At 39.6% G+C, this 25031-nt stretch carries 19 protein-coding genes, 1 pseudogene and 1 riboswitch; of the genes and pseudogenes, 8 read left to right on the forward strand and 12 right to left on the reverse strand.

Annotated elements, in window-relative coordinates:
- Window positions 1-2: 2 nt before the first annotated feature.
- Window positions 3-1841 carry a cation:proton antiporter gene (locus TE34_RS05615; RefSeq protein WP_047983847.1) on the reverse strand — a complete coding sequence of 613 codons (1839 nt, stop codon included), beginning with the start codon at window positions 1839-1841 and terminating at the stop codon, window positions 3-5.
- 312 nt (window positions 1842-2153) lie between these two features.
- On the opposite strand from TE34_RS05615, the gene recQ reads away from it, so the two are divergent.
- Complete coding sequence (gene recQ, locus TE34_RS05620; RefSeq protein ID WP_047983848.1) at window positions 2154-4298, forward strand: DNA helicase RecQ; 2145 nt, start codon at window positions 2154-2156, stop codon at window positions 4296-4298.
- 296 nt (window positions 4299-4594) lie between these two features.
- Here the strand turns inward: recQ and TE34_RS21400 are convergent, their stop codons facing one another.
- Both TE34_RS21400 and TE34_RS21405 read right to left on the reverse strand, forming a co-directional pair.
- On the reverse strand, window positions 4595-4762 hold the full coding sequence (locus TE34_RS21400; protein WP_236687107.1) for a hypothetical protein: 168 nt from the start codon (window positions 4760-4762) through the stop codon (window positions 4595-4597).
- Window positions 4762-4995, reverse strand: a pseudogene (locus TE34_RS21405) (DUF421 domain-containing protein); the annotation flags it as partial. The pseudogene TE34_RS21405 and the gene TE34_RS21400, both read right to left, overlap by 1 nt.
- Window positions 4996-5355: 360 nt before the next feature.
- Here TE34_RS21405 and TE34_RS05630 point away from each other — a divergent pair.
- Window positions 5356-6162, forward strand: a complete 807-nt coding sequence (locus TE34_RS05630; RefSeq protein ID WP_047983849.1) for a YitT family protein — start codon at window positions 5356-5358, stop codon at window positions 6160-6162.
- 72 nt (window positions 6163-6234) lie between these two features.
- On the opposite strand, the gene TE34_RS05635 is transcribed toward TE34_RS05630, so the two are convergent.
- Window positions 6235-7476, reverse strand: a complete 1242-nt coding sequence (locus TE34_RS05635) for an aminopeptidase (RefSeq protein ID WP_047983850.1) — start codon at window positions 7474-7476, stop codon at window positions 6235-6237.
- Window positions 7477-7662: 186 nt separating this feature from the next.
- Between TE34_RS05635 and TE34_RS05640 the strand changes: the two genes are divergently transcribed.
- Window positions 7663-7986 (forward strand): winged helix-turn-helix transcriptional regulator, encoded by a 324-nt coding sequence (locus tag TE34_RS05640; RefSeq protein ID WP_047983945.1) that lies wholly within the window; start codon window positions 7663-7665, stop codon window positions 7984-7986.
- 94 nt (window positions 7987-8080) lie between these two features.
- Here TE34_RS05640 and hutG read toward each other — a convergent pair whose 3' ends face one another.
- From hutG to hutH, 4 genes are read right to left on the reverse strand one after another with little or no spacing between them, the layout of a single operon-like run.
- The gene (gene hutG / locus TE34_RS05645) at window positions 8081-9046 is read right to left on the reverse strand and encodes a formimidoylglutamase (protein WP_047983851.1); all 966 of its coding nucleotides are present in this window, start codon (window positions 9044-9046) and stop codon (window positions 8081-8083) included.
- Entirely contained in the window at window positions 9043-10251 is a 1209-nt protein-coding gene (gene hutI, locus TE34_RS05650) for an imidazolonepropionase (RefSeq protein ID WP_047983946.1), read from the reverse strand. Before hutI ends, hutG begins: the two co-directional genes overlap by 4 nt.
- A gap of 49 nt (window positions 10252-10300) precedes the next feature.
- Window positions 10301-11953, reverse strand: a complete 1653-nt coding sequence (gene hutU / locus TE34_RS05655) for a urocanate hydratase (RefSeq protein WP_047983852.1) — start codon at window positions 11951-11953, stop codon at window positions 10301-10303.
- Entirely contained in the window at window positions 11946-13472 is a 1527-nt protein-coding gene (gene hutH / locus TE34_RS05660) for a histidine ammonia-lyase (protein ID WP_047983853.1), read from the reverse strand. The genes hutU and hutH overlap by 8 nt, the downstream gene beginning before the upstream one ends.
- 258 nt (window positions 13473-13730) lie before the next feature.
- Between hutH and TE34_RS05665 the strand changes: the two genes are divergently transcribed.
- A complete protein-coding gene (locus TE34_RS05665) occupies window positions 13731-14837 on the forward strand; it encodes a hypothetical protein (RefSeq protein ID WP_047983854.1) in 1107 nt (368 codons plus the stop codon).
- Window positions 14838-15042: 205 nt separating this feature from the next.
- Here the strand turns inward: TE34_RS05665 and TE34_RS05670 are convergent, their stop codons facing one another.
- The 3 genes from TE34_RS05670 to cls all read right to left on the reverse strand — a co-directional run bounded on the left by TE34_RS05670 (window position 15043) and on the right by cls (window position 18598).
- Complete coding sequence (locus TE34_RS05670) at window positions 15043-16464, reverse strand: alanine/glycine:cation symporter family protein (protein WP_047983855.1); 1422 nt, start codon at window positions 16462-16464, stop codon at window positions 15043-15045.
- Window positions 16465-16614: 150 nt separating this feature from the next.
- Window positions 16615-17130, reverse strand: coding sequence for an acyl-CoA thioesterase (locus tag TE34_RS05675; protein WP_047983856.1), 516 nt, complete (start codon window positions 17128-17130; stop codon window positions 16615-16617).
- 31 nt (window positions 17131-17161) lie between these two features.
- Window positions 17162-18598 carry a cardiolipin synthase gene (gene cls, locus TE34_RS05680; protein ID WP_047983857.1) on the reverse strand — a complete coding sequence of 479 codons (1437 nt, stop codon included), beginning with the start codon at window positions 18596-18598 and terminating at the stop codon, window positions 17162-17164.
- A gap of 137 nt (window positions 18599-18735) precedes the next feature.
- Here cls and TE34_RS05685 point away from each other — a divergent pair, with 137 nt between their 5' ends.
- The gene (locus TE34_RS05685) at window positions 18736-19293 is read left to right on the forward strand and encodes a Rossmann-fold NAD(P)-binding domain-containing protein (RefSeq protein ID WP_047983858.1); all 558 of its coding nucleotides are present in this window, start codon (window positions 18736-18738) and stop codon (window positions 19291-19293) included.
- Here TE34_RS05685 and megL read toward each other — a convergent pair.
- Window positions 19253-20458, reverse strand: a complete 1206-nt coding sequence (gene megL, locus TE34_RS05690) for a methionine gamma-lyase (RefSeq protein ID WP_047983947.1) — start codon at window positions 20456-20458, stop codon at window positions 19253-19255. The genes TE34_RS05685 and megL overlap by 41 nt on opposite strands.
- 395 nt (window positions 20459-20853) lie before the next feature.
- Between megL and rarD the strand changes: the two genes are divergently transcribed.
- The 3 genes from rarD (at window position 20854) to metX (ending at window position 25004) form a co-directional block, all read left to right on the forward strand.
- Complete coding sequence (gene rarD, locus TE34_RS05695) at window positions 20854-21765, forward strand: EamA family transporter RarD (RefSeq protein ID WP_047983859.1); 912 nt, start codon at window positions 20854-20856, stop codon at window positions 21763-21765.
- Window positions 21766-22023: 258 nt separating this feature from the next.
- A riboswitch (SAM riboswitch) is annotated at window positions 22024-22145 on the forward strand.
- A gap of 96 nt (window positions 22146-22241) precedes the next feature.
- Complete coding sequence (locus TE34_RS05700; protein WP_047983860.1) at window positions 22242-23945, forward strand: O-acetylhomoserine aminocarboxypropyltransferase/cysteine synthase family protein; 1704 nt, start codon at window positions 22242-22244, stop codon at window positions 23943-23945.
- Between the two features lie 18 nt (window positions 23946-23963).
- Window positions 23964-25004 carry a homoserine O-acetyltransferase MetX gene (metX, locus tag TE34_RS05705; protein ID WP_236687109.1) on the forward strand — a complete coding sequence of 347 codons (1041 nt, stop codon included), beginning with the start codon at window positions 23964-23966 and terminating at the stop codon, window positions 25002-25004.
- Window positions 25005-25031 lie beyond the last annotated feature (27 nt).

Below are 25031 nucleotides of genomic sequence, written 5' to 3' on the forward strand. Positions count from 1 at the left end.
TTTTATTCTTGTTCGTTATTACCTAATCTAGTTTGAATTTTTGCCATTTCTTTATTTCTAGGCATCAGGCTAACGATTGTGTCACCAACACTTGGTACAGTTCTCATTTCTTCGGAGTAATATTTAATTTGACCAGATGGTTTAATGATATAAAGAAATACAGTCTCTGCATCCTTCTCATCTAGATATTGACGATAGGAATATTGTTCGGTAATTCTAGTTTGACGGAATACAAATCCTTGATTAACCTTTTCAATTAGATCCTCTAGGTTAACTTCTTTCTTAAATAGAATTCTGCCGCCTACTTTAGACACAATTTCCGTTGTTTTATAAACCTTATCATACGGACTAATCTTAAACACATTCGTCCGACCATATTCAGGCATAAACGTGGTACAAACGAGTGAATTATATGCTTTACTATCGGTTGCTGCAATCAAGTATTCATATGGAATGGTATCTAAATGATACTCGGTTTGCTCCGAAAGTACTTCTTCATGATAAAACGGCACTCCCGCTTCTCTTGCAATTCTCAATCTTTCCCAAGAGCGGTCCACGATAATAATTGGTACGTTTGCTTTAGTTAGTGATTTAGCAAGCTCAACGGTAAATTCATTACTTCCAACAATTAACGTTCCTGGTCTTCCTTCCATCGAAAGGTTTAACTTCTTCGCAAGCCATCCAATGGAAAAACCATGCGCAATAACAGTGAAAAACACGAGACCAAACGTTAGCGCGATGAGGAGCTCAGCCTCTTGGTAGCCAGCTTCCAATAAGACGGTGGCAAAATAACTGGCAACTGTTAATGCAACGATTCCTCTAGGAGCAATCCAGCCAACTAATAGCTTTTCATTAAAGGTTAACCCCGTTCCAAATGTGGAAAGGAAAATCGATAATGGTCGAACTAAGAACATCATTAACAATACATACCCAATGATATTCGGACTGAAGATTTCTAAGATCGTTTCCAATTTTAATGATGCGGTTAACATAATAAAGATTGCAGAAATAAGTAGAATGGAAATATTCTCCTTAAAGTGACGCATGTCTGCAACAGATGAAATTCCCATGTTTGCTAACGTAATACCCATAGCTGTTACTGATAACAATCCTGTCTCATGCATAATCTCGTCAGCTACAGTAAAACAGAGGATCACCACGGTAAATACTGCAGGTGACTTTAGAAATTCCGGTATATGTCCACGCTCAAACGCAAAGCCAATGACGCGCCCACAAACCCAACCAAAGATGGCAGCAAATATTGATGCGGCAAAGAACATTAATAATTTTGTCCCATCAGGATCATCTGCCGTTAAATAAACTATAATTTCAAAAGCAAAAACAGCAAGTAAAGCCCCAATCGGATCAACAATGATTCCTTCCCACTTCAAGATTTTAGCAGGCCTTGGCTTTAATTTCGATTGACGTAGCAGTGGCATAATAACGGTTGGACCCGTTACAATGAATAAACCACCAATAACGAAAGCGACTGGCCATGGTAAACCGGCTATATAATGTGCAGTTAGGGAGCCAAGAATCCAAGCGATAAACGCCCCAACAGTAGAGATTCTAAAAACTGGTTTTCCTAATCCACGAAGTTCCTTAAAGCTTAAGTTTAAACTTCCTTCAAAAAGAATGATGGCTACCGCAACTGATATAATTGGACTATAAAGACTTCCAAAATCCTCTTCAGGGTTAATAAAACCTAATATCGGTCCAACCAGTAAGCCTGTTACCGCCATCACAACGATTGCTGGCAGGCGATAACGCCAGGCTACCCATTGGGAACCAATCCCTAAGAAGAAGATGAGCATAACTTCTAGTAATAAAGATGAAACCATCTTCTACCCCCTAAATTAAAATATATGGTCATTCTATATTCCTGAGCAAAAAAAGTAAACTATAATCGCCTTACATTTTTACGTCGTTACGGTAACAAGGATTATCATTATTATTCAACTTCTGTAACATTTAGAAATAGTATCCTCATATTCTCTTAATTTAATTATACTTGGAGGTTTAAATGTAAAACAGTAATTTTCCCTATAGCAAAGATTATTTTTTTAACAGATATTAACGGTCATTCTTTACTTTTTACAACTCGTTTATATTCAACATTTATGGTAGGATAAACAAATGAGAGGAGGAAAAACATGATCCTAGAGCAAGAATCCATATTAAAACAATACTTTGGTTATGAATCCTTCAGGCCTGGGCAAAAGGAAGTGATTGAACGCGTCATTTCTTCTACAAATACATTAGCCGTCATGCCAACGGGTGGTGGTAAGTCTATTTGTTATCAGGTACCTGGCCTAACACTTGATGGAACAGCAATCATTATATCCCCGTTAATTTCACTTATGAAAGACCAAGTTGACTCTCTCCTAGCTTTAGGAATTCCCGCAACCTTTATCAATAGTTCATTAACGACGGAAGAACAAGAAAACCGGATGACTGAGATTGCACAAGGCCGCTTTAAATTTGTGTATGTTGCACCAGAACGATTTGAATCAAATGGGTTTATCCAAGTTATAAGAGGACTCAACATATCACTCGTTGCTTTTGATGAAGCACATTGTATTTCACAGTGGGGACATGATTTCCGTCCTAGTTATCGTTCCATTGTTCCAAATTTAAAACGAATTGGAACCATCCCTGTTATAATGGCGCTTACCGCCACTGCGACCGAGGAAGTAATTTCTGATATTCAAGAGCTGTTACATATTCATTCACAAAATGTGATCAATACTGGCTTTGCCCGAGACAATCTCGCCTTTCATATTGTTAAAGGAAAGGATCGGACAAGCTATATTCGGGCTTTCCTAGAGGAACATCAAGAGGAATCAGGCATTATCTATACCGCTACTCGAAAGCAAGCGGATGCGCTTTATGACCAGCTTTCTAGCCGTGGTATCCATGTAGCAAAATACCATGCAGGCATGTCGGAACAAGCTCGCAAACAAGCACAAGCAGCCTTTATTCATGATGAAAGTCCAATCATGATTGCCACAAACGCGTTTGGAATGGGCATCGATAAATCGAATGTCCGTTACGTTATTCACTATGCGATGCCTATGAATATTGAATCCTACTATCAAGAAGCTGGAAGAGCTGGAAGAGATGGCGAATCAAGTGACTGTATCTTACTATTCTCCCCTCAGGACATCCAATTGCAAAAGTTTTTAATTGAACGATCATTGATGGATGAAGCTGCGAAACAAAATGAATATAAAAAGCTGCAAGCGATGGTGAATTATTGTCATACCCAGGGTTGCTTAAGTAGCTTTATTCTCGATTATTTTAAAGATCACAATTCACATGAGAATTGTGGCAGATGCAGCAACTGTGTTGAAAAGGTAGAAAGGACTGACATTACCGAAGAAGCGCAAATGATTCTATCCTGTGTCAAGCGAATGGGTGAGCGTTTTGGTGTGAGTATGACTGCCAAAGTATTAAAGGGATCTAATGATAAAAAGGTCCATGAATTTAATTTAAGTACCTTATCCACCTATGGGCTCTTAAGAGCATATACGGAAAAAGAGATAACCGAACGAATTCATTTCTTGGTAGCAGAACAAATACTATCAACAGAGGAAGGAAAGTTTCCGACATTAAAGCTTAATCAGCAATCTATTGAGGTCCTTAAGGGAAATCGAAAAGTTGAGATGTATACGGCACCTATTCCTACCGGAGATGAAGATGATTATTACAAAGACCTATTTGAAGCATTACGAGCTAGACGAAAGCAAATGGCGGACGAATTGAATGTACCACCGTATGTTTTATTCTCAGATGCGACGTTAAAAGAGCTTAGTAGATATTTCCCCGTTACAAAAGACGATATGCTTGAAATTAAAGGTATCGGGGAGAAAAAATATGATCAGTATGGCGAGGCGTTTTTGGAAGTCATTCAAACATGGCGTAAGGAACACCCAGAAGCAAAGACAAGAGTTAAAATTTCAGGGTCTTCTCCTACTCCAAAACCTAGAAAAAAAGAAGACGAAGGCCCAAGTCACCTAGCAAGCTATAAATTATTCCAGTCCGGTAAATCCATAAAAGATATAGCAGCTATTCGTGACATGACCATCATGACGATTGAAAATCATTTATTTAAAGCTTTTAAAGATGGTTATCCCATTGCATGGAACATCTTTTTTAACGAAATTGAGGAAGCAAAAGTATTAGAAGTACGAAATTCCATCGAAGAACCTAAGCTTAAGCCATTAAAAGAAGCATTACCTGAGGAGTATGATTATACGAAGATTAAGGCTGTTTTGGTGAAGAATGGATTGATGTGATTATCACTTTTGCCTTAAAACAAAAAATTGAGATTGGGACATAACTCATTCAAGAGTAGTAAAAGACGAATAAACACTACATTAGCCCCGGAAATATACGGAGACTCCTGTGGGAGGATAGGCATCGGTGAGACCCCGCAAGAGCTTTAGCTCTGAGGAGGCTCACCAGCCGCCCACGGAAAGCGCAGTATATTTCCGGGGCGGGTTATGTGCACTAACAACAATGGTCGATTTTACCTTTGATAGAAATACTTTTGTCTAAACCCCATAATTGTTTTATAGTTGAATATGTAAGTTTAATAATAAAACATCACTTGAACATTTCCACTTTCGTCTACTGTTGCTAATAAGATATCGTTTAATTCGACTTGGCCATATTTAGATACTATTTTGCTGATCAACCACTGGTCGTCTTTTCCAATTTGCTCCAACACTTTCTTGTCCATCTTCTTTTCTTTAATCAAATCATGGATCCTTCTAATCCCAATCCTTCATCAGACAGAGGATGTGCGATAATATTTCCAATCAGCAATACAATTACGAAGTCTAGTAGAGCTACCTGAGAGATCGTTCGTTGCCCCATTATCTTTACGATGACAACAAAAAATGTAAAGCCTACTAATGCTCGAAGCACCCACTTTATCCAGGTTAATGATTCTTGGGAACTAAAAAAATCCTTAGTGCATACCGCCTTCACTAGATATTTACTTGTCTAGTTTGGCTAGTTTTCTGTATTTTATTTTTAATTGAATTACAATAATACTTCTAGTTAGCTTCTAATTGACGTAACAATCTTGTTCTGATAACATCATTTTATTCTGCTAAATTGCTAAAGTGGCAAATCAAAGAAACCTACATATAGTTATAAATTACGAGATAAATAATTCAAAAAAAAGTAAAACTTGTCCCGAAGCAAGGACAATTTTTTTTATTTCAACGAATTTCTAGTTTGAATTTGTATGATGCTAAATCTCCAACAAGATAGATTAATTATATCCAAAAAGGATGACACTAATATAAATCAAGTTCTTATGTACTTCTTAAGGTGGTCAAATTCATGAAACACTTAATTGTAATCATCGGTTCGTTAATTATTGCATTCGCATTTAATTTCTTTCTTGTTCCCTATAGTATTCTTAGCAGCGGAATAAGTGGTATTGCTATTTTGTTGGGGCTAATTACCCCATTTGATACAGGTTTATTAAATCTAGTCCTTAATCTGCCGTTAATTATTTTAAGCTACTTCAAACTAGGAAAAGAAATAACTGTTAACACGCTAATTTGTGTTGTCTCCTTGTCGCTATTCTTATATCTATTACCGGTCTTACAAGTAACCGATAATGTGTTACTTTCGACTATTTTCGGAGGGGTAATTAGTGGTATTGGCATTGGACTTATCTTAAAGTTCTCAGGGAGTTCAGGTGGATTGGACATCGTTGCGATCATCATCTCTAGAATTAGTAATGTAAGTATCGGTCTACTTTTGACTGGTATGAATGGTGTTATCGTTCTAATCTCTGGTGCTATCTTCGACTGGAATATCGCGTTATACACACTCTTATCCATCTACTTAACAGGCCGAATGATTGATAAAATCCATACGAACCATATCAAATTAACGATGCAGATTGTGACAACTGAAGGTGAGTTAATCCGTAAAGAGCTGCTCGAGACGATTTATCGTGGCTTTACGATTACAGATGGATATGGAGGTTACTCAAAAGAGAAAAAGCAGATCATATTGATGGTCGTTACACGTTACGAAACAATGCAAATAAGAGGTATTGTCCGTAAGTATGATGATAAAGCGTTTATCAATATATTTGAAACGGTAGAGGTGGATGGTACATTCGCTAGAAATTAAACGTACCATCCTTCACTATACAAAATAGAACTGCCACACCCAGTTGTGTGGCAGTTCTATTTTTAGTTTTTATTAACCTTTAATATCTAGAGCCCAAGTTCCGTTACGGAATACGGCTTCTGTTGTTCCGTCAGCTTTTACACCGTCAATGTCTAGTTGTTCGGAACCAAACATGAAGTCAACGTGTGTTAGGCTATCGTTTACACCATGTTTATCTAATTCTTCTTCTGTCATGCCTGAACCATCTTTAATGTTCGTTGGGTATGCTTTACCTAACGCAACGTGGCATGATGCATTTTCATCAAATAGTGTGTTGTAGAACAGTAATCCAGATTGGGATACGGGTGATTCATGTGGTACTAGTGCAATTTCACCTAAGCGTGTTGCACCTTCATCAGTTTCGAGTAGATGTTTTAATGTATCCTCACCTTGCTCCGCTTTAAAATCAACTACTTTACCATCTTTGAACGTTAAGGTGAAGTTATCGATTAAGCTTCCACCATAGTTTAATGGCTTCGTGCTAGAGATAGTTCCATTTACACCATATTTATGTGGCATAGAGAATACTTCTTCTGTTGGCATATTCGGATTGAAGGTAATTCCTTTTTCGGATACCGCTGATCCACCTTTCCAAATATGGCCTTCTGGAAGTTCCATTTCTAAGTTTGTACCTGGTGCTGTGAAAACTAACTTCTTATAGTTTTTCACGTTAAGAATTTCACGAGCTGTTTTTAAAGTTTCATTATGTGCATCCCATGCTGCAATTGGATCTTCTTGATCAACACGTACAATTTTAACAATGGCATCCCAAAGGCTTGCGATAGCATCTTCACGTGACTTATCTGGGAAGATTTTTTGTGCCCAATCACCTGTAGGAATAGAGATGATTGTCCATGTGATTTTATCGTTCATTGTATATTTGCGGAAGTTCTTCATCGCAAGTGCCGCTGCTTTGTTTGCTTTTGCTACACGAGTTGGATCAATATCTTTCAATAAATCTGGGTTAGTAGAACGAATATTTAATACAGCGGCACCATCTTCAGCAAATGTATCATGAAGCTTCACTTTCCATTCCGGATATTCAGCAATCACTTCTTCTGGTGCATTTTCATATTTCAACAGTGTTAATTCATCATCAACCCAGTTAATATGTACATCTTTTGCGCCTAGTTCATACGCTTTACGGACAACTAATTTAGTAAAATCTAACCCTTCCAGTGGCGCATTTATCATTAAGGCTTGTCCTTTTTGTAAATTTACACCGGTACGTAATGCTAATTCAGCATATTTTTCTTGAATTTGTTGAGAAACCATTTTGTTACCTCCAATAAGAATAATTGACATAGTGTTATTATTTCACAAATTAGAAAAATATCCAACTACATGGTATTAATTCCCTTACATTTTTTGTGTTTTACACGGGTGAAAGGTTATGATACAATTAACTTAGTTACTTTTTGTAAGTTAATGAATGGTTTCGATTATATATATAAAGAGGTGATGAAGATGAGTGAATTATGTCCACGTTTTGAAAAAGCGATGCAAATCATTAGTAAACGCTGGGTAGGTCTAATACTTTTTGAGCTACTAGATGGTTCGAAACGCTTTTCCGAAATGGAATCGAATTTACCGATAAGTGGCAGATTGCTTTCCGATCGCCTTAAAATGCTAGAACAAGAAGGTATAGTAGATCGTAATATATATTCTGAGTTTCCAGTAAGAATAGAATACTCCCTATCCCAAAAAGGAGAGTCCCTACGTCCCGTGATAGAAGATATACAAAATTGGGCGAATGATTGGATTACACACGAAGAAGTAGAATAAGTACCACTTCAATAATGTAAAGTGAGCGAGGGTCTGACCCCTAAAAAACAACATATTATTACGGTTGTTTTTTAGGGGTCAGACCCTCCTCTCTCTACTCTAAGCCCTTAGAAGCCATCTTCTTTCCCTTCATAAACTCCAGCAACACATAAGCCGCTACCCTACTCGTCATATTCCGAATATCAATTGTTGGATCAATCTCCACAATATCCATCGCTTTCACCTTATCATGCTGTGCCGCTAGATTTATCCCCTCAAGCAAAGTAGTGCTATCCATTCCACCCGGACCAATTACTGGACAACCTGGTGCGAAGGCTTGATCTAATACATCCATATCAACAGATAGATAGATACTGTCAACAGACTTAGACAGTTTTTCTACCTCGCTTGTTAATATATTAGTGAGACTTTTAGCTCGCACATCTTTCATCGTATAGATCGTTATTCCTTGCTCGATTGCGTATTTATGATAGGCATGGGCATTTGTAAAATCTCGAATACCGATTTGTACGAGGTCTTCCCCAGATATAATGTTATCTTCTAGTAACCTACGAAATGGTGTTCCATTGGTAGGGCCACCATCCTCGGTATTACGCAAATCATGATGGGCATCAAATTGAATGACACCCACTTTGCCATAATGCTCTTTAAAAGCTTTAATCGATGAATAGCTAACCGAATGATCCCCACCAAGAAGGAACCAATTATCGGCAGCTTTTACTTGAAAGATGTCGGATAGGCCTTCATAAAGTCTCTCCTGGTTGCCGATGATATCAGTAGGATGCATTTCTACATCACCAAAATCAATAATTCCTTCCTCTAAATCAAACGTTTGTTCACCGGAGTAAACCGAATAACTTTGCATCGCCTCTCTTATTGCACCTGGAGCAAATGCCGCTCCTGAATGACTAATCGACGGTTTCGATAGTGGAAGTCCTACCATCCCAAAGGATGCTCTTTTCCCTATCGTCCATTCGGTTAATAACTCTTTAGCTTTTTTCGTATATCGGTCTCGAAAAAATGCCGTTCCAGCAGGCTTTAAATAACGAAATTCACTCATCGATTCGTCTGCCTTTCATAGATAACTTGCCCATTTTTTATAACTGTATTGGTATGATTTACCCCATAATGATATGGAATATAGAGATAGTTTGGCGCATCCCACATGACGATATCTGCTTTTCTACCAATTGCTATACTACCAGCAACATTTCCCCGACCAATTGCATGTGCCGCATTCACTGTTACTGCATGCCAAATTTCCTCCGGAGAGAGTTTTAATTTTAGCGCAGCAATGGACATGATTAGTTGTAGATTTTCTGTCACGGAGCTACCTGGGTTAAAATCAGTAGAAATCGCAATCGCTGCACCAGCATCAATCATTTCCCGTGCTCTTCCGTAATCATCCTTTCCAAGATAGAAACTAGTTCCTGGCAGAATGACCCCTATCGTATTCGAGTTTGCTAGTTTTTGAATTCCTTCATCTGAAGTTACTGCTAAATGATCCCCACTTATTGCTCCAAGCTCCACTGCAAGCTCGGTTCCGCCTAATGGATCAATCTCATCCGCATGTATTTTAAGTCCAAATCCTTTTTCTTTCGCCTTCAAGAGATATTTTCTTGATTGTGGAACCGAGAAAACGCCTGTTTCTGTAAAAATATCAACAAACTCTGCGAGGTTCTCTTCCTTTATTTCATCAAAAAGCTCACACATTTCATCTAAGAATGCCTCCGGATCGTCTTTATATTCAGGTGGAATTGCATGAGCACCTAAAAAGGTAGATACGATGTCTAGTGGATGTTGTTCATTGGCTTCCTTAGCCACTTGTAATTGCTTGAGTTCTGTTTCACGATTTAACCCATAACCACTCTTGGCTTCTACTGTTGTTATCCCATGCATAGCCATTCGATCAAGATGGAATAATGCTTTTTCCAGCAATTCATCATAAGGAGTATTCTGCGTTGCTCTTACCGTTGATAAAATGCCTCCGCCTTGTTGCAGTATCTCTAAATACGGTACCCCCTGCTGTTTTAATGCCATTTCTTTTTCGCGAGAGCCTCCGAACACTAGATGTGTATGAGGCTCCACTAGTCCAGGAGTTACTAATCTACCTTTTGCATCAATAATCTGTGAGGCTTCTAGAATACTAGCTTCTTCCGACGAACCGATCCAAACTACGGTGTCGTTTTTCACGCCAATTGCAGCATCGCGCCAAACAGTAAGCTCCCCCATATCCGAGCCCTTAACTGGCCCTTTCTTATCCATCGGTAATAATTCACCTATATTCGTGATTAGAAGATCTACTTGCACTATATTACCTCCTCATCGGTATCGTTATATCGTGTTCATCAGCAAAATCCATCGCTGATTCATATCCTGCATCTGCATGGCGGATAATCCCCATACCTGGGTCTGTTGTTAATACTCTTTCCAGTCTTTCTCTAGCAAGCTCTGTTCCATCTGCTACTGCCACCATCCCCGCATGTAGGGAATATCCCATTCCAACGCCACCACCATGGTGGAAGGAAATCCATGATCCACCTGCAGCCGTGTTAATTAACGCATTCAATACAGCCCAATCTCCAACCGCATCACTTCCGTCTTTCATTGCTTCTGTTTCACGATTTGGAGAAGCAACTGATCCACAGTCTAGATGGTCACGACCGATGACAATAGGTGCTTTTAATTCACCTTTACGAACTAACTCATTAATCGCCAATCCCATCTTTACCCTTTCCCCATAGCCAAGCCAACATATCCGTGATGGTAGTCCTTGAAAAGCAACTCGTTCTTGCGCCATATCAATCCAACGATTTAATGCCTCGTTTTCAGGGAAAAGCTCCTTAATTAACTGGTCCGTACGATAAATATCTTCCGGATCACCGGATAAGGCTGCCCAACGGAATGGCCCCTTTCCTTCACAGAATAACGGACGAATATAAGCAGGTACGAAGCCTGGAAAATCAAATGCAGTTGCAATTCCTTCATCTTTAGCAACTTGTCGGATATTGTTTCCATAATCGAATACAATCGAACCGTGTTCCTGATAAGTCAACATCGCATCAACATGTTTCGCCATACTTTGCTTAGCAAGCTTCATATACTTATTAGGGTCTGTCTTTCGTAAGTCATCCGCTTCCCCGACAGAATAACCTAATGGAATATACCCGTTTAACGGATCATGGGCAGAGGTCTGGTCCGTCACAATATCAATCTGAATGTTTTTCTGAAGGAGCTCATGATGAACCTCTGCTGCATTTCCAAGTAACGCAATGGATAATGCTCTTCCTTCTGCTTTTGCCTCGTTTGCCAACAAAATTGCTTCATCAATACTATCAGCCCGAACATCACAGTACTTTGTCTTTAGACGTTTTTCAATTCGACTTTCATCCACTTCAACTGCAATCACGACACCTTCGTTCATGGTTACTGCAAGCGGTTGCGCACCACCCATTCCACCAAGTCCTGCGGTTAGCGTAATCGTACCTTTTAATGTTCCACCGAAATGCTTTTTCGCAACCGCAGAGAAAGTTTCATAGGTTCCTTGTAAAATGCCTTGTGTACCAATATAAATCCAGCTTCCTGCAGTCATTTGCCCATACATCATTAACCCTTTTTGATCTAATTCATGGAAATGCTCCCAGTTTGCCCATTTCGGAACGAGTACAGAATTTGATAACAGCACTCGCGGTGCATGGCGATGCGTTTTAAAAACACCAACAGGCTTTCCGGATTGGATGAGCATTGTTTCGTCATTTTCTAAATCCCTTAAAGTCTTTACAATCGCGTGAAAGGCATCCCAATTCCGAGCTGCTTTTCCAATGCCACCGTAGACAACAAGCTCTTCTGGATTTTCAGCAACCTCCGGATCTAAGTTGTTGTACAACATTCGTAAAGCCGCTTCTTGCTCCCATCCTTTACATTCCAGTTCCAAACCTTTCTTTGCGCGTACTTCTACTTTATTCATACACTTCCACCTCTCCCTTTAGCTCTATAACATCACTTTCCTCCGCATCCTTTAGCCACTGCGTTAGATGTTCAATATCTTTGGAGAAAATTCGATCCTTTGTAATACTAGGAACAACTTTTCTCGCTCTTTCATAACAGTCTTTTGTGCTGGAAGCCATTTTTTCAGTTCCGCGGTATTCTACGGCTTGCATCGCACAGATGAGCTCTATAGCGATAACTCTTCTTGTATTTTGTAACATTGCTAAAGCGTGTCTTGCAGCAATGGTTCCCATACTCACATGGTCCTCTTGATTGGCAGATGACGGAATGGAATCGACACTTGCTGGATGCGCTAATGTTTTATTCTCTGACACTAACGATGCAGCACTATATTGCATAATCATTGCCCCAGATTCTAGCCCTGGGTTTGGACTTAAGAAAGCTGGTAAGTCATTTAACTGTGGGTTCACCAGTCGTTCAATTCTTCGCTCTGCTATATTGGCAAGTTCCGCAATACTTAGCTTTAGAAAATCCATCGTAAATGCAATCGGTTCGCCATGGAAGTTGCCACCGGAGATGACTTTCTGACTATCGGTGAAAATTAACGGATTATCCGTCACAGCATTGATTTCGATAGTTAGTTTTTCTCTTGCATAATTTACGGTTTGCCAGCACGCCCCAAGAACTTGAGGAATGCAACGTAAGGAATAGGCATCCTGCACTCGAATTTCCCCTTGAGACGTTGTAAGTTGGCTATCAGCTAGTATGTTTGTTATTCTCGATGCGACACCCATTTGTTCTTGATGTCCTCTAACCCGGTGTAAATCTGCATCGAAGGCATCGATAATGCCATTGAGCCCTTCCATCGTTAGGCATGCCGTTAGTTCACTTTGATACAATAACCTCTCCATTTCCAAATAGGTTATCACTCCAGTTGCAGTCATCGCTTGTGTACCATTGATGAGAGCCAGGCCTTCCTTCGCTTTCAAGGTTATCGGGTGTAATCCCGCTTGTAAGAATGCCTCTTCTGTCGGAATTCGGTCACCCCTATAGAACACTTCACCCTCCCCCATTACAACTAGTGCCAGATGGGATAGAGGTGCCAGGTCACCACTAGCACCAAGCGAACCTTGTTGTGGGATAACAGGGGAAATTTCTGCATTTATTAGATTGATTAACGATTCAACAAGTGTCGATCGAACACCGGAGTATCCTTGTGCTAACGCATTTGCCCGAAGCAGGACCATCGCTTTGCTTATCTTCTCATCAAAAGGTTCACCAACCCCGCAGGCATGGGAGTGTATCAAATTTAGCTGAAGCTCCTCTAAGTCTGTCTCTCCGATTACACAATCACTCAATTTACCGAATCCCGTATTTATGCCATACATTACCTTTTTATCTTGCAGTAACGATTCAATTACTTCGCGGTTTTCATCAATTTTTTGCTTTTGCATATCACATAAGACAACATGCTCATTTTGAAAAACAACTCGTTTAACATCGTCTAACGATAAAGAACTGCCTGTTAACACAACCATTCTATACACCCTTTCGTTGCATTACTTTACCGTACTAAAGTCCACAAATAAAAAGGAGGCTATGGTTTAAACCAAGCCTCCGTGACTATTCGTTTTCTGTTTATGCTGTAAAGGAATGAACATATCTCTCTACCTCTTTTAAAATATTCTTACTATTTTTATTGTAAGCGTTTTCCGAAAATGTTTCAATAGATATTAAGGATTAACAATGGAATTAATTACAGTTTACAATCGGTTCGATATCGAGGGGTGTACTATATGTTTCGACGAAAGCTTATTACGGTCTTACTAGGTAGTCTGTTAGGTATAACAGGAGTGGTGCTAGCTCTATATGAGGAGGAGTATACTTATCAAAGCTTCCTCGTTATGATTGGGGATGTATTCTCAATCATTTCGTTCATATTTCCAATCTTAATCCTTTATGGTGGTGGAGTGACATTACTATCGGATTATCTTACCAGTCGCTTTCTTGAGCGTAGACGTTTCTGGATGGCTTTTCTCATTCATACTGGTTTTGGGGCTTTATTTGGCATTGTCATTCAAGATGGTAGTCATGTTTCGATACTAGGGTTAGAAGTAGACAGTATGATTCTAGCAGCAATTATCGCGAGCTTTTTCTTTTGGATGATTGATGAACTGTTGCGTACAAAAGAAGTTAACAAACGAACACTTTTTATTATAGGGGTTTCGTTATTAATTATTACGTTACCTTTCACGACGTTGATGATTATGGATGAGGTAAAAAGCGAGCAAATGACGAAACGGTTTACCGTAACAAAACATTTTCATACATACCCACCGCCACAACCGGTCTATACGATTGGCGGTAATAAGATTGCTATTACAGAGGAAATACCTAATGATTCCGAATCATACATTGATCCATGGCAAAATAAAGTTATGCTTGGTGATATTACCGTCTTCTTAAATGATGAGGTACTAGCGACTTTAGAAGACTATCCTATTCGAGCTGAATGGGAAGGGCTAGCAAGATATCATGGTCAGCTATCATTCCTTTTAATGAAGGATCACCAAATGGAAGAAGAGAGACTTGTGGTATTACTTAAGGACACGAGAGAGACCCCTAAGAGAAAAAATGATAATAATATAGAAGGTAAAGCTGATTTAGAGGATTTACAGTACACCTACTATGAATTGGATGAAGCAGGCAACGTGAAAAAAGACTCATTCTATTTTACGGAACGAAGCCATTATGAAATCTTTTTATTACACAGGAGCTCACTAGCACCCTATGGCACACTTAGATATTACAGTGAAAATTTCCATTCACCAGGTATTCCCGCGTTCTCTATAATTGGTGGGTTGTTGGTAGTATTTAATTGGCGTATTCGCAAAAAAGTGTAAAACTTATTTATCAGTGAGTGGGGCCATAATTCAGTTTGTATTTTACATACTAGCACCGGAAATATACGTAGACTCCTGCGGGAGGATAGGCATAGGTGAGACCCCACAGTGCGTAAGCACGAGGAGGCTCACCAGCCGCCCGAGGAAAGCGAAGTATATTTCCGGTGCGGGTTAAGTGCACCACTCAGAGATTATTTGGATTACACTATTCCTTCCCCTTCACCTGACCAGGCTCCCAGAATTCAATTCCATCCGTATTATCTAAAATCTCACGATTAAACACGGGATCCTTGCCAGCACGTCGTTGGTCACGGTAATCCTGTAATACCCGATGAGCAATTCTATACAACAGCGTGATCGCGTACAAGTTAATTAGCGCCATAATTGCCATTGTTAAGTCAGCTAGTGCCCATACAAAGTCAAAGCTAGCTAGCGCACCAAAGGCAACCATCGCTAATACGGCTAGACGATATACAAATAACCATCCAGGACTATCTTTAATGTACCCGATATTGCTTTCCCCATAATAGTAATTTCCTAAAATAGAGCTATAGGCAAATAAGAAAATAGCAATCGCGATGAATATGCCTGACCACTCACCAATATGCTGTGTGAAGGCATTCTGCGTTAATTGAATCCCGTCCAGGTCACTTCCTGCGTATCCACCAGCAGAAATAATAATAAACCCGGTTGCCGAACAGATAAGTAGCGTGTCAAAAAACACACCTAACGCTTGAATTAGCCCTTGCTTTACAGGATGGGATACCTCTGCCGTTGCGGCCGCGTTCGGGGCACTACCCATACCAGCTTCATTGGAGAAAAGTCCTCGTTTAATCCCCATCATAATCGCTGCTCCAAAACCGCCACCTGCAATTTCTCTGATTCCAAAAGCATTTTCAAAAATGAGTGTAAATATCTCAGGGATTGAACCAAAATTCACCATGACAACATAAAATGCGATTAATAAATAAATCACTGCCATTACCGGTACAATTATTTGAGACACATTCGCAATACTCTTTAATCCACCAAATATCACCGCAGCCGTTAATACGATTAATACAATCGCTACGGTTGAGCCTGAAACATCAAAGACCCCTTCAAGGGCGAGACTAATTGTATTGGACTGCACGGAGTTAAAAACAAGTCCATACGTGAACGTGATTGTAATAGCAAAAATAACTCCTAGCCATCGTTTTTTCAGACCTTTTTCCATGTAATAGGCAGGACCACCCCGGTATTGGCTCTTTTCCGGAACTTTATAAACCTGGGCTAATGTACTCTCAACAAAGCCTGAAGCAGCACCTAAAAGTGCAATGACCCACATCCAAAAAATCGCTCCGGGACCACCAATCGCAATGGCCGATGCAACACCTGCAAGGTTACCCGTTCCTACTCTTGAGGCGGCACTTATTGCAAACGCCTGAAACGATGACGTTCCCTTCTTTCCTGACGCATTAATCGAGCGCTTGTCAAATATCACTCGCATCATCTCTGGAAAATTTAGAAACTGAACAAATTTCGTTCGGATAGAAAAATATAACCCTAACCCAATTAAAATAATGATAAGGACATATTCCCATAGAAGATTATTAGCATAATCGACAACACTTTGTAAAAAGTCCACACTGGTTCCCCTTTCGTCACAAGACCTTAGCGAATTCTATTTTGTAGTATAACCAATTATGAGGATATCCCTCATAATTAAAGAAGAAGCCCCATAAAAATAGGCTTCTTCTACTAGGCAAACATAGTATTTCATTTTAATCCATTTCGCTCATTTATTCCACGGATATGTTGTGCCAAACTTTTCAGCAAATTGTCGCGAATATTTTCTTCGTTCTCGACGACGCTCTGCTCTTAGTGGTGCCCCTTCGTGTAAAAGTTTCTCTGATTCTGTTTCTGGATAAACTTCTACTACAGAGGTCGGGCGTAAATTCTCATCGACTGCAACAAAGGTTAAGAATGCTGTTGCACACACTTTTCTTTCTCCTGTTAATAGGTCTTCTGTCACCGCTTTTACAAACACTTCCATCGAGGTATTATGTGTCCATGTGACAAATGCTTCTACACATATTGAGTTCCCTTGTTTGACCGGTTCCAGAAAATCGACAGAATCTGTGGAAGCAGTGACGACTGCCTGCCTACAATGCCTAACTGCTGCAATTGCCGCAACGTCGTCGATGTGTGCCATTAATGTTCCACCAAATAGTGTGCCGTGATAGTTAGTATCTGGAGGTAGTACATGAGAGGTTTTTACTGCTAATGAACTAGAGCAAGGCTTTTTTTCCATTCTTCCATTCACTCCAATTTTAAATCTATTCTTATAGTATAGGTGACAGTAATCGTGATATGGATTCTTTAATCCGAATTCCAATCGAACGTTTGTTATAGAGTTTCTTTGTCATTTGTGTGGAGTGTTTCACATCCACATTAAATGCATCTAAAAGCTTGGTTGCAAGGGCATGATCATAGAGAAATGCATTCACCTCAAAATTCAGTCGAAAACTTCGTACATCGATATTTGCTGTACCAACAGAGGCAATTTTTCCATCTACAACGATGGTCTTCGAATGTAAGAAACCTTTTTGATAGATAAATACTTGAGCACCTGCCTCTAACATATCACCGACATAAGAGAGGGTTGCCCAATATACAAATGGATGATCAGGTTTATTTGGTATCATAATTTTAACGTCCACACCGGATAACGCCGCAATTCGAATTGCATCCCGCAAACTTTCATCTGGGATAAAATATGGTGTCTGGATATATACATATTCCTTTGCTGACATAATCATTTTAATGTACCCATTTTTGATTTGCTCCCAATCGGAATCAGGTCCACTTGAGACGATTTGGACGCCCGCACTTCCTTTGGTTTCTGATGAATAATATCGTTCATCATAGATAATGTCCTGCTTGGATGCTTGATTCCAGTCCAGTATAAAACGTGTCTGCATGCTTTGTACCGCATCTCCACTAATCCGAAGATGTGTATCACGCCAGAAACCGAACTTTTTACTTTTGCCTAAGTATTCATCCCCAATATTAAAACCACCAATATAACCGACTTTTCCATCGATTATAGCCAGTTTACGGTGGTTACGGTAATTGACTTTAAAATTTATTTTTGGGATAAATGATGGGAAAAATGCTTCTAACTGTACGCCAGCTTTCTTGAGCTTTCGAATATATTTCGGCCTTAAATAACGAGTACCTAAGGCATCATATAACACCCTAACCTCCACACCTTCAGCTGCCTTTTTCATTAACATATTCGCAATTTGCTGCCCTAGCTCATCATGACGGATGATATAATACAGTAGATGAATATGGTCTGTTGCCTTTTCCATATCGGCTAATAGAGAACGAAACTTATCTTTACCATTAACAAAGATTTCAATATCGTTATTTTGGGTAAAAATAGCATCATCATTGCGTAAATGCAAGTAGTATAAGTCCTTATATTCTTCTAATTGATTAAAAACAAATTCATTATTCTCGATTGCCCTTAATTGGGACTGTACGATTGTTTTAACTCCAAGTTTTGCCTTGGCATCCCATGTAAAAATACGTTTTCCACTTAATCTTCTACCAAAAATTAAATAAACAAAAAAGCCAATGACGGGTACAAACAGTAAAACCATTAGCCAAGCCCAAGTCGCTGATGCATCCTTTCGCTCTAGAAATACGATAGATAGCCCTAGCGCGATATTAAAAATAATGAATGCAAACAACAAATATGGCATGATCTCCATACCAATTTCCCCTTTGTTTAATAAAAATTGTATTTACTACCAAACTAATCAATATAAGTAACTATAGCATACTACCTTATTACGGGTTTATACAAACTGTTCATTATATAATAATATAACAGAAGGGAGCTGAAAGCATGAGTAAAAAGTTATTTGCATTTGTAATCGGCGGAACTGGGATGTTAGAAAGTGTCTGTCATTGGTTGACCGAGGAAGGCTATGATGTATATGTCGTTCATCGAGATCGCACGAAGTTTGAAGCGATGCGACTCAGAGGGAAACACCCTGACAAACTTTATTCTGTAGCAGTTGATTACCATGATGATGAAGCCCTACAAATAAAGCTGCAAGAGATAATTAAGATAAAAGGAAACTGTCCTGATTTAATTGTTAGCTGGATTCATAATTCTGCTCCAAATGCACTACCAACTATTTTAAAGGAAGTTAGTAAAAGAAAGGAACCTTGGAAACTCATCCATGTTCAAGGTAGTTCATCATTTTTTGTAAAAGAAAACACGTCCGTACCCGAACCGTGCGAATACAGACGTGTTTACTTAGGTTTTGTATTAGATAATGAAAACTCCAGGTGGCTAACCCACGAAGAGATAGCCAATGGCGTTATTAAAGTGATTAAGCAAGACTATAGAGAGACGGTTATCGGGACTCTAAAACCTTGGAATAAGCGTCCGAGCTAACTGATATCTTATCAAGTGCTTGCTCTAAATCCGCCCAAATATCCTGCCATGCTTCTAATCCAACGGAAAGTCGGATTAACTGGTCCGTGATTCCCATATGTTGTTGAAATTCTTCAGGAACAACGGCATGTGTCATTGTTGCTGGATGTTCAATTAACGTCTCAGCATCACCGAGAGAAACGGCAATCTTTAGGAAATCTAAGTTATTCAAAAAGCCTTGTGCATCTTTTTTCGTTCCTATAATTTCAAATGAGATAACGCCCCCACCGCGTCGCATTTGTTTTTTCATAATAGGATAATCTGAATGCGTGACATCATTTGGATAGTACACATTAGCTACATTCGGGTGGTCTTTTAATCGTTTAAAAATTTCTTCTGCATTATCACAATGGCGATCCATGCGAACTGGTAACGTTTTTAAGCCTCTTAAAAGTAGCCAAGCATCAAAAGGTGCCATGACACCACCAATATCTTTCAACGTCGTCATCGCTACTTCATCTAGGAATTCTTTTTTTCCTACTGCAAGACCTGCAATGACATCCCCATGTCCTCCAATATACTTTGTTGCACTATGCACTACGACATCACAGCCTAGATCCAATGGTTTTTGTAAATATGGGGATGCAAACGTATTATCAACAACGACTGGAATACCATATTCTTTCGCGACCCTTGCTACCATTTCTAGGTCGATCAACTTCATAGTTGGGTTTATCGGCGTTTCTACATAAATACAAACTGTCTCTGGTTTAATATGCGCGCGTACATCATCCTCTGTCTCCATAGTAGAAAAGTCGTGCGTAATATTATATTTTTCCTTCATCATCGTTAGTAGTCCAAATGTACAACCATATAATCCAGAGGAACATAGTACATGGTCATTTGCCTTGGTTAATGCAATTAATATAGCTGATACCGCGGCCATCCCTGAACCAAATGCCAGACCTCTTTCTCCATTCTCCAGCGCGGCAATTCTTTCTTCTAGAACCGTAACGGTTGGATTTCCAAGTCGGGTGTAAATATAACCGTCCTCATCACCAGCGAATCGTCTTTCTCCTTGTTCTGCTGACTCGAACGTAAACGTTGAGGTTTGAAACAATGGTGTAGTCAGGCTTCCTAACATATCTTTTGAATCATAGCCTTCATGGATAACAGATGTTTCCATATGTTTATATGAGCGTGCCAATTATTTCTCCTCCTTTTTCTTAGTTTCTACTATTATCATATTCTATTATCATGAATAATGAAAGCGTTTTCTTTTTAGTTTATCTGAAACCTTTTGATTGCCTTTTTGGGGAATCAGTTTTAAAATTGGTTTTATTTATTAGGCTGTTTTGTAAGTGTTGTTGTTTAGCGTAGTCCGCAGCAGTATACACTTCGCTTTCCGCGGGCGGCTGGTGAGCCTCCTCGTGCTTACGCACTGCGGGGTCTCACCGATGCCTATCCTCCCGCAGGAGTCTTCGTGTATACTGGCTGCTCATAGAAAATACTCTAATTTCATTTTTTTACAAAATCAAATTACTAATTGAGCCACTAATTACAGGAAAAGAAGGGTTGCGGATGGTGCAGGGTACTGATAGGGTCGGGGTTGTTTATGCGGTTTTTGCATATGTTATTTGGGGGTTTCTACCGATTTATTGGAAGATTATTGATGCGGTTCCCGCTAGTGAAATTCTCGCGCACCGAATTATTTGGTCTTTCGTGTTTATGGTGTTTATCGTCCTTTTTGTACGAAAATGGCCTGGTTTTATTGACCAGTGTAAAATTATTTTAAAGGATAAAAAGAAGTTGTTCAGTATTACGATGGCATCTATCGTGATTAGTTTAAATTGGTTAATTTATATTTGGGCAGTGAATAGTGATCATGTGTTACAAGCTAGCCTTGGATATTATATCAATCCCTTAGTTAGCATTCTACTAGCTATCATTGTATTGAAGGAAAAACTAACAAAAAGCCAAACGGTATCCGTTATTTTAGCTGGTATCGGTGTATTATATTTAACTTTTAGTTATGGTGTATTTCCATGGGTGTCTATCGTTTTAGCGATTACTTTTGCATTATATGGGTTATTTAAAAAGATTGTGGATATTCCTGCGATGTATGGCTTAACGATTGAAACGATGATTATTACTCCGATTGCGCTTATTTACTTGTTGTTTTTACCAGAGAATACGTTCTCCTCTCAAGGAGCTTTATCAATTGATGGCTTGCTCCTTATGGGTGCAGGTATTGTAACAGCTGTTCCGCTTCTTTTATTTGCTAGTGGTGCTAAGCGAATTCCTTTGGCTTTGGTTGGTTTTTTGCAATATATTGCGCCAACTTTAATGCTGTTGCTTGGGGTGTTTGTGTATGGTGAGACGTTTTCTTTTGAGCATTTGATTTCGTTTGGCTTTATTTGGTTGGCGCTTGTTATTTATCTTGGTTCTATTTATCGTTTTCCGATTAGGAAGATTAAAAGTGTGGACCAATAACACATTCTGGCCAGATCCGCGGCTCGATTACACTTCGCTTTCCGCGGGCGGCTGGTGAGCCTCCTCGTGCTATCGCACTGTGGGGTCTCACCTAAGCCTATCCTCCCGCAGGAGTCTACGTGTAATCGAGCCGCTCAGAGTATTCATTAGTATATTCTCACTAAGACAATAATACTTAAATGTTGAAATAATTAAATAACCATTGACATATCTTTTTTAAGTCGATATTATATTAGTCAATAATTAAATTAATTGAATCTCTTATCAAGAGTGGTGGAGGGAATAGGCCCTGTGAAGCCCGGCAACCTTAGGTGAAGTTTACACTTTACTTAAAAGGTGCTAAATCCTACAGATCGAAGCGATGATCTGGAAGATAAGAGGAGGAACGAATGTACATATCGGGCCCTCTTCTTAGGAAGAGGGCTTTTTTGTTTCTCTTCTACCTCCAGACAAACCAATTGAAGGAGGAGTTTTTTATGACAAATTATCATGTTCAACAAGCAGAAACTGTATTACTACACGGGGGTCAGGAACCTGACCCCACGACTGGATCAAGGGCTGTGCCAATCTATCAGACTACATCATACGTATTTCGTGATACCGAGCATGCTCAGAACTTATTTGCACTAAAGGAACCTGGCAATATTTATACGCGTATCATGAACCCCACCGTTGATGCGTTTGAACAACGTGTTGCCTTACTTGAGGATGGCGTGGCAGCTGTTGCTACATCTTCTGGGATGGCCGCAATTACGCTAGCAATCTTAAATCTAGCTCGTGCAGGTGATGAGATTATTGCGGATAGTAACTTATATGGTGGTACGTATAATCTGTTTGCGAAAACATTACCGAAATACGGTATCACGGTAAAATTTGTAGACGGTACCAATCTAAGCGAAATAGAGCAAGCAATCACGACCAATACGAAAGCATTTTTCGGGGAAATCATTACGAATCCAAGCTTAAATGTTCTTGACGTCGAGGCTGTCGCTTCCATATGTAAGAAGCATCATATTCCTGTAATTATTGATAATACATTTGGTACGCCGGTTCTTTCGAAACCTCTTACTTGGGGAGCAGATATTGTTGTGCATTCCGCTACTAAGTGGATTGGTGGACATGGAACTTCTATTGGTGGCGTAGTTGTTGACGGTGGCCGTTTCGACTGGAACAATGAGCGTTTCTCTGACTTTACCGAACCAGATGAAAGTTATCACGGTATCCGCTATGCCGATGTTGGTGTTGCAGCATTTGCTACCAAACTACGAGTACAGCTATTACGAGATATCGGAGCTTGCTTAAGTCCACAAAATGCCTTTCTACTCCTACAAGGTCTAGAAACTTTGCATTTACGGATGGAAAGACATACCGATAATGCTAGACTTGTTGCCCAGTATTTAGAGGAGCACCCCGCAGTGGAGTGGGTTAATTTCCCAGGTCTAACTAGTCACCCTTCCCATCATTTAGCCAAAAAGTATTTAAGTGGGCAATTTGGATCGATGATTACGTTCGGTATTAAAGGCGGTCTAGAAGCTGGCCGAACAGTAATTGACTCCGTAAAGCTTTTTTCACATGTCGCTAATGTCGGCGATGCGAAGTCACTAATCATTCATCCCGCTTCTACAACACATCAGCAATTAAGCGTGGAAGAATTAAGGTTAAGTGGTGTTTCCGAAGAATTGATTCGCTTATCGATAGGAATTGAATCTGTAGACGATATTATACAGGATTTGGAACAAGCAATAACTAAAGCTTCCTCTGTCCATTCAACCATTAAAGAGGATGAAACTTATTTTACCGAATGGTTCCTTCATTCTGCTTTTGATAGAAGTAACGGAATTGTACGGCCAAAAACGATCGCAACACTAGGAGAAACTCAAAGTAAAGCTTTTAAACAAACGCTTGAACGATTAGAACTTTTTGGATATAAGGTTAACACTCTAGCAAATACAGGAGAGGCTGATATCGTGTATGTCCATAACGGGCCCCTTCCACCTACTGCAATCGAGGAGTTCATTAATAAACAGGTGAAAGCTATTTGGATTGAGAATCCACTAAGTAATGACCCAATCCTAGAACATGCAAGAGCTACTGGATTAACGATTATTTCAAACCGCTCCTTAATCGAAACACTATATACGTTACGCGGTACGCAAAGCCAGCCTATAACAGTAGGCTAATCAGAGGGGGCGGTACTTTTGGTTACACATGCCAATTTGTCTATCGGTGAAGTTAATATAGGATCACTTTGTTTAGATTCTGGAATAGAACTACCGGCCGTTACACTCCGATATGAACGGGTTGGTCCTGTTGATGCTCCTACCATTCTCGTTTGCCATGCCCTAACTGGTAATCATCTCACCATAGGAACACCAGATGAACCTGGCTGGTGGAGTGGGCTGGTAGGGTATGATTTACCGGTTGATACAACTAAATTTCAAGTCATCACCTTTAATGTACTAGGTTCTTGTTATGGTTCTACTGGTCCATCAACAATAAATCCATTTACGAACGAGTTATACCGGATGCGCTTTCCAAAGATAACCATTCGTGATATGGTTCGCGCACAACATGCAGCTTTAATGAAAATCGGTATTCCGAAATTGCACGCTGTCATAGGAGGGTCCTTAGGAGGAATGCAAGCATTCGAATGGGGGCTTTTATATCCGTCAATGGTAGAAAGACTCATTTTGTTAGCTACAACCCCTTCTCTTTCTGATTACGGTATCGCTTATAATCATATTGCCGAACGCGTCATTAAATCCGATTCATTATGGAGAGATGGGAACTATGATAATACGGAGCAAATTCAAGGATTAGAGATAGCAAGAATGATTGGATTGGTCACGTACAGAAGTGCATCACTTTTTTCAGAACGATTTGGAAGACAACGAAGAGAAGATAATTTTTCCGTCGCTTCTTACTTAGACTACCAAGGCAAAAAAATAACCCAACGTTTTGATCCGAACAGTTATCTCTATCTATTAGATGCGATGAATTCACATGATATTGGTTATGGACGGGGCGGATGGAAAGAAGCATGCCAGCATTATGTATGTCCCATTTTATCCATTAGCTACGAGAATGACTTAATTTATGAACCAAGATCAATTGCTGAATTTACATCTGTCACACCAAATTGTTCTTATCACCATGTTCACACAATATATGGCCATGACGGATTTCTTGTCGAATTTGACAAATGGGGTCCCCTCATTCATGACTTTATAAACAAATAATTTAACACCATAATTATAAGCGCCTTC

The organism is Ornithinibacillus californiensis (assembly GCF_001038485.1).
Classification (GTDB): domain Bacteria; phylum Bacillota; class Bacilli; order Bacillales; family Amphibacillaceae; genus Ornithinibacillus; species Ornithinibacillus californiensis.

Bases quoted from the DNA above. Each gene is read 5' to 3' on its own strand.
- TE34_RS05615 (WP_047983847.1), bottom strand. From the start codon at position 1,841: ATGGTTTCATCTTTATTACTAGAAGTTATGCTCATCTTCTTCTTAGGG.
- recQ (WP_047983848.1), top strand. From the start codon at position 2,154: ATGATCCTAGAGCAAGAATCCATATTAAAACAATACTTTGGTTATGAA.
- TE34_RS05630 (WP_047983849.1), top strand. From the start codon at position 5,356: ATGAAACACTTAATTGTAATCATCGGTTCGTTAATTATTGCATTCGCA.
- TE34_RS05635 (WP_047983850.1), bottom strand. From the start codon at position 7,476: ATGGTTTCTCAACAAATTCAAGAAAAATATGCTGAATTAGCATTACGT.
- TE34_RS05640 (WP_047983945.1), top strand. From the start codon at position 7,663: ATGAAGATGAGTGAATTATGTCCACGTTTTGAAAAAGCGATGCAAATC.
- hutG (WP_047983851.1), bottom strand. From the start codon at position 9,046: ATGAGTGAATTTCGTTATTTAAAGCCTGCTGGAACGGCATTTTTTCGA.
- hutI (WP_047983946.1), bottom strand. From the start codon at position 10,251: ATGGATAAGAAAGGGCCAGTTAAGGGCTCGGATATGGGGGAGCTTACT.
- hutU (WP_047983852.1), bottom strand. From the start codon at position 11,953: ATGAATAAAGTAGAAGTACGCGCAAAGAAAGGTTTGGAACTGGAATGT.
- hutH (WP_047983853.1), bottom strand. From the start codon at position 13,472: ATGGTTGTGTTAACAGGCAGTTCTTTATCGTTAGACGATGTTAAACGA.
- TE34_RS05665 (WP_047983854.1), top strand. From the start codon at position 13,731: ATGTTTCGACGAAAGCTTATTACGGTCTTACTAGGTAGTCTGTTAGGT.
- TE34_RS05675 (WP_047983856.1), bottom strand. From the start codon at position 17,130: ATGGAAAAAAAGCCTTGCTCTAGTTCATTAGCAGTAAAAACCTCTCAT.
- cls (WP_047983857.1), bottom strand. From the start codon at position 18,598: ATGGAGATCATGCCATATTTGTTGTTTGCATTCATTATTTTTAATATC.
- TE34_RS05685 (WP_047983858.1), top strand. From the start codon at position 18,736: ATGAGTAAAAAGTTATTTGCATTTGTAATCGGCGGAACTGGGATGTTA.
- megL (WP_047983947.1), bottom strand. From the start codon at position 20,458: ATGGAAACATCTGTTATCCATGAAGGCTATGATTCAAAAGATATGTTA.
- rarD (WP_047983859.1), top strand. From the start codon at position 20,854: ATGGTGCAGGGTACTGATAGGGTCGGGGTTGTTTATGCGGTTTTTGCA.
- TE34_RS05700 (WP_047983860.1), top strand. From the start codon at position 22,242: ATGACAAATTATCATGTTCAACAAGCAGAAACTGTATTACTACACGGG.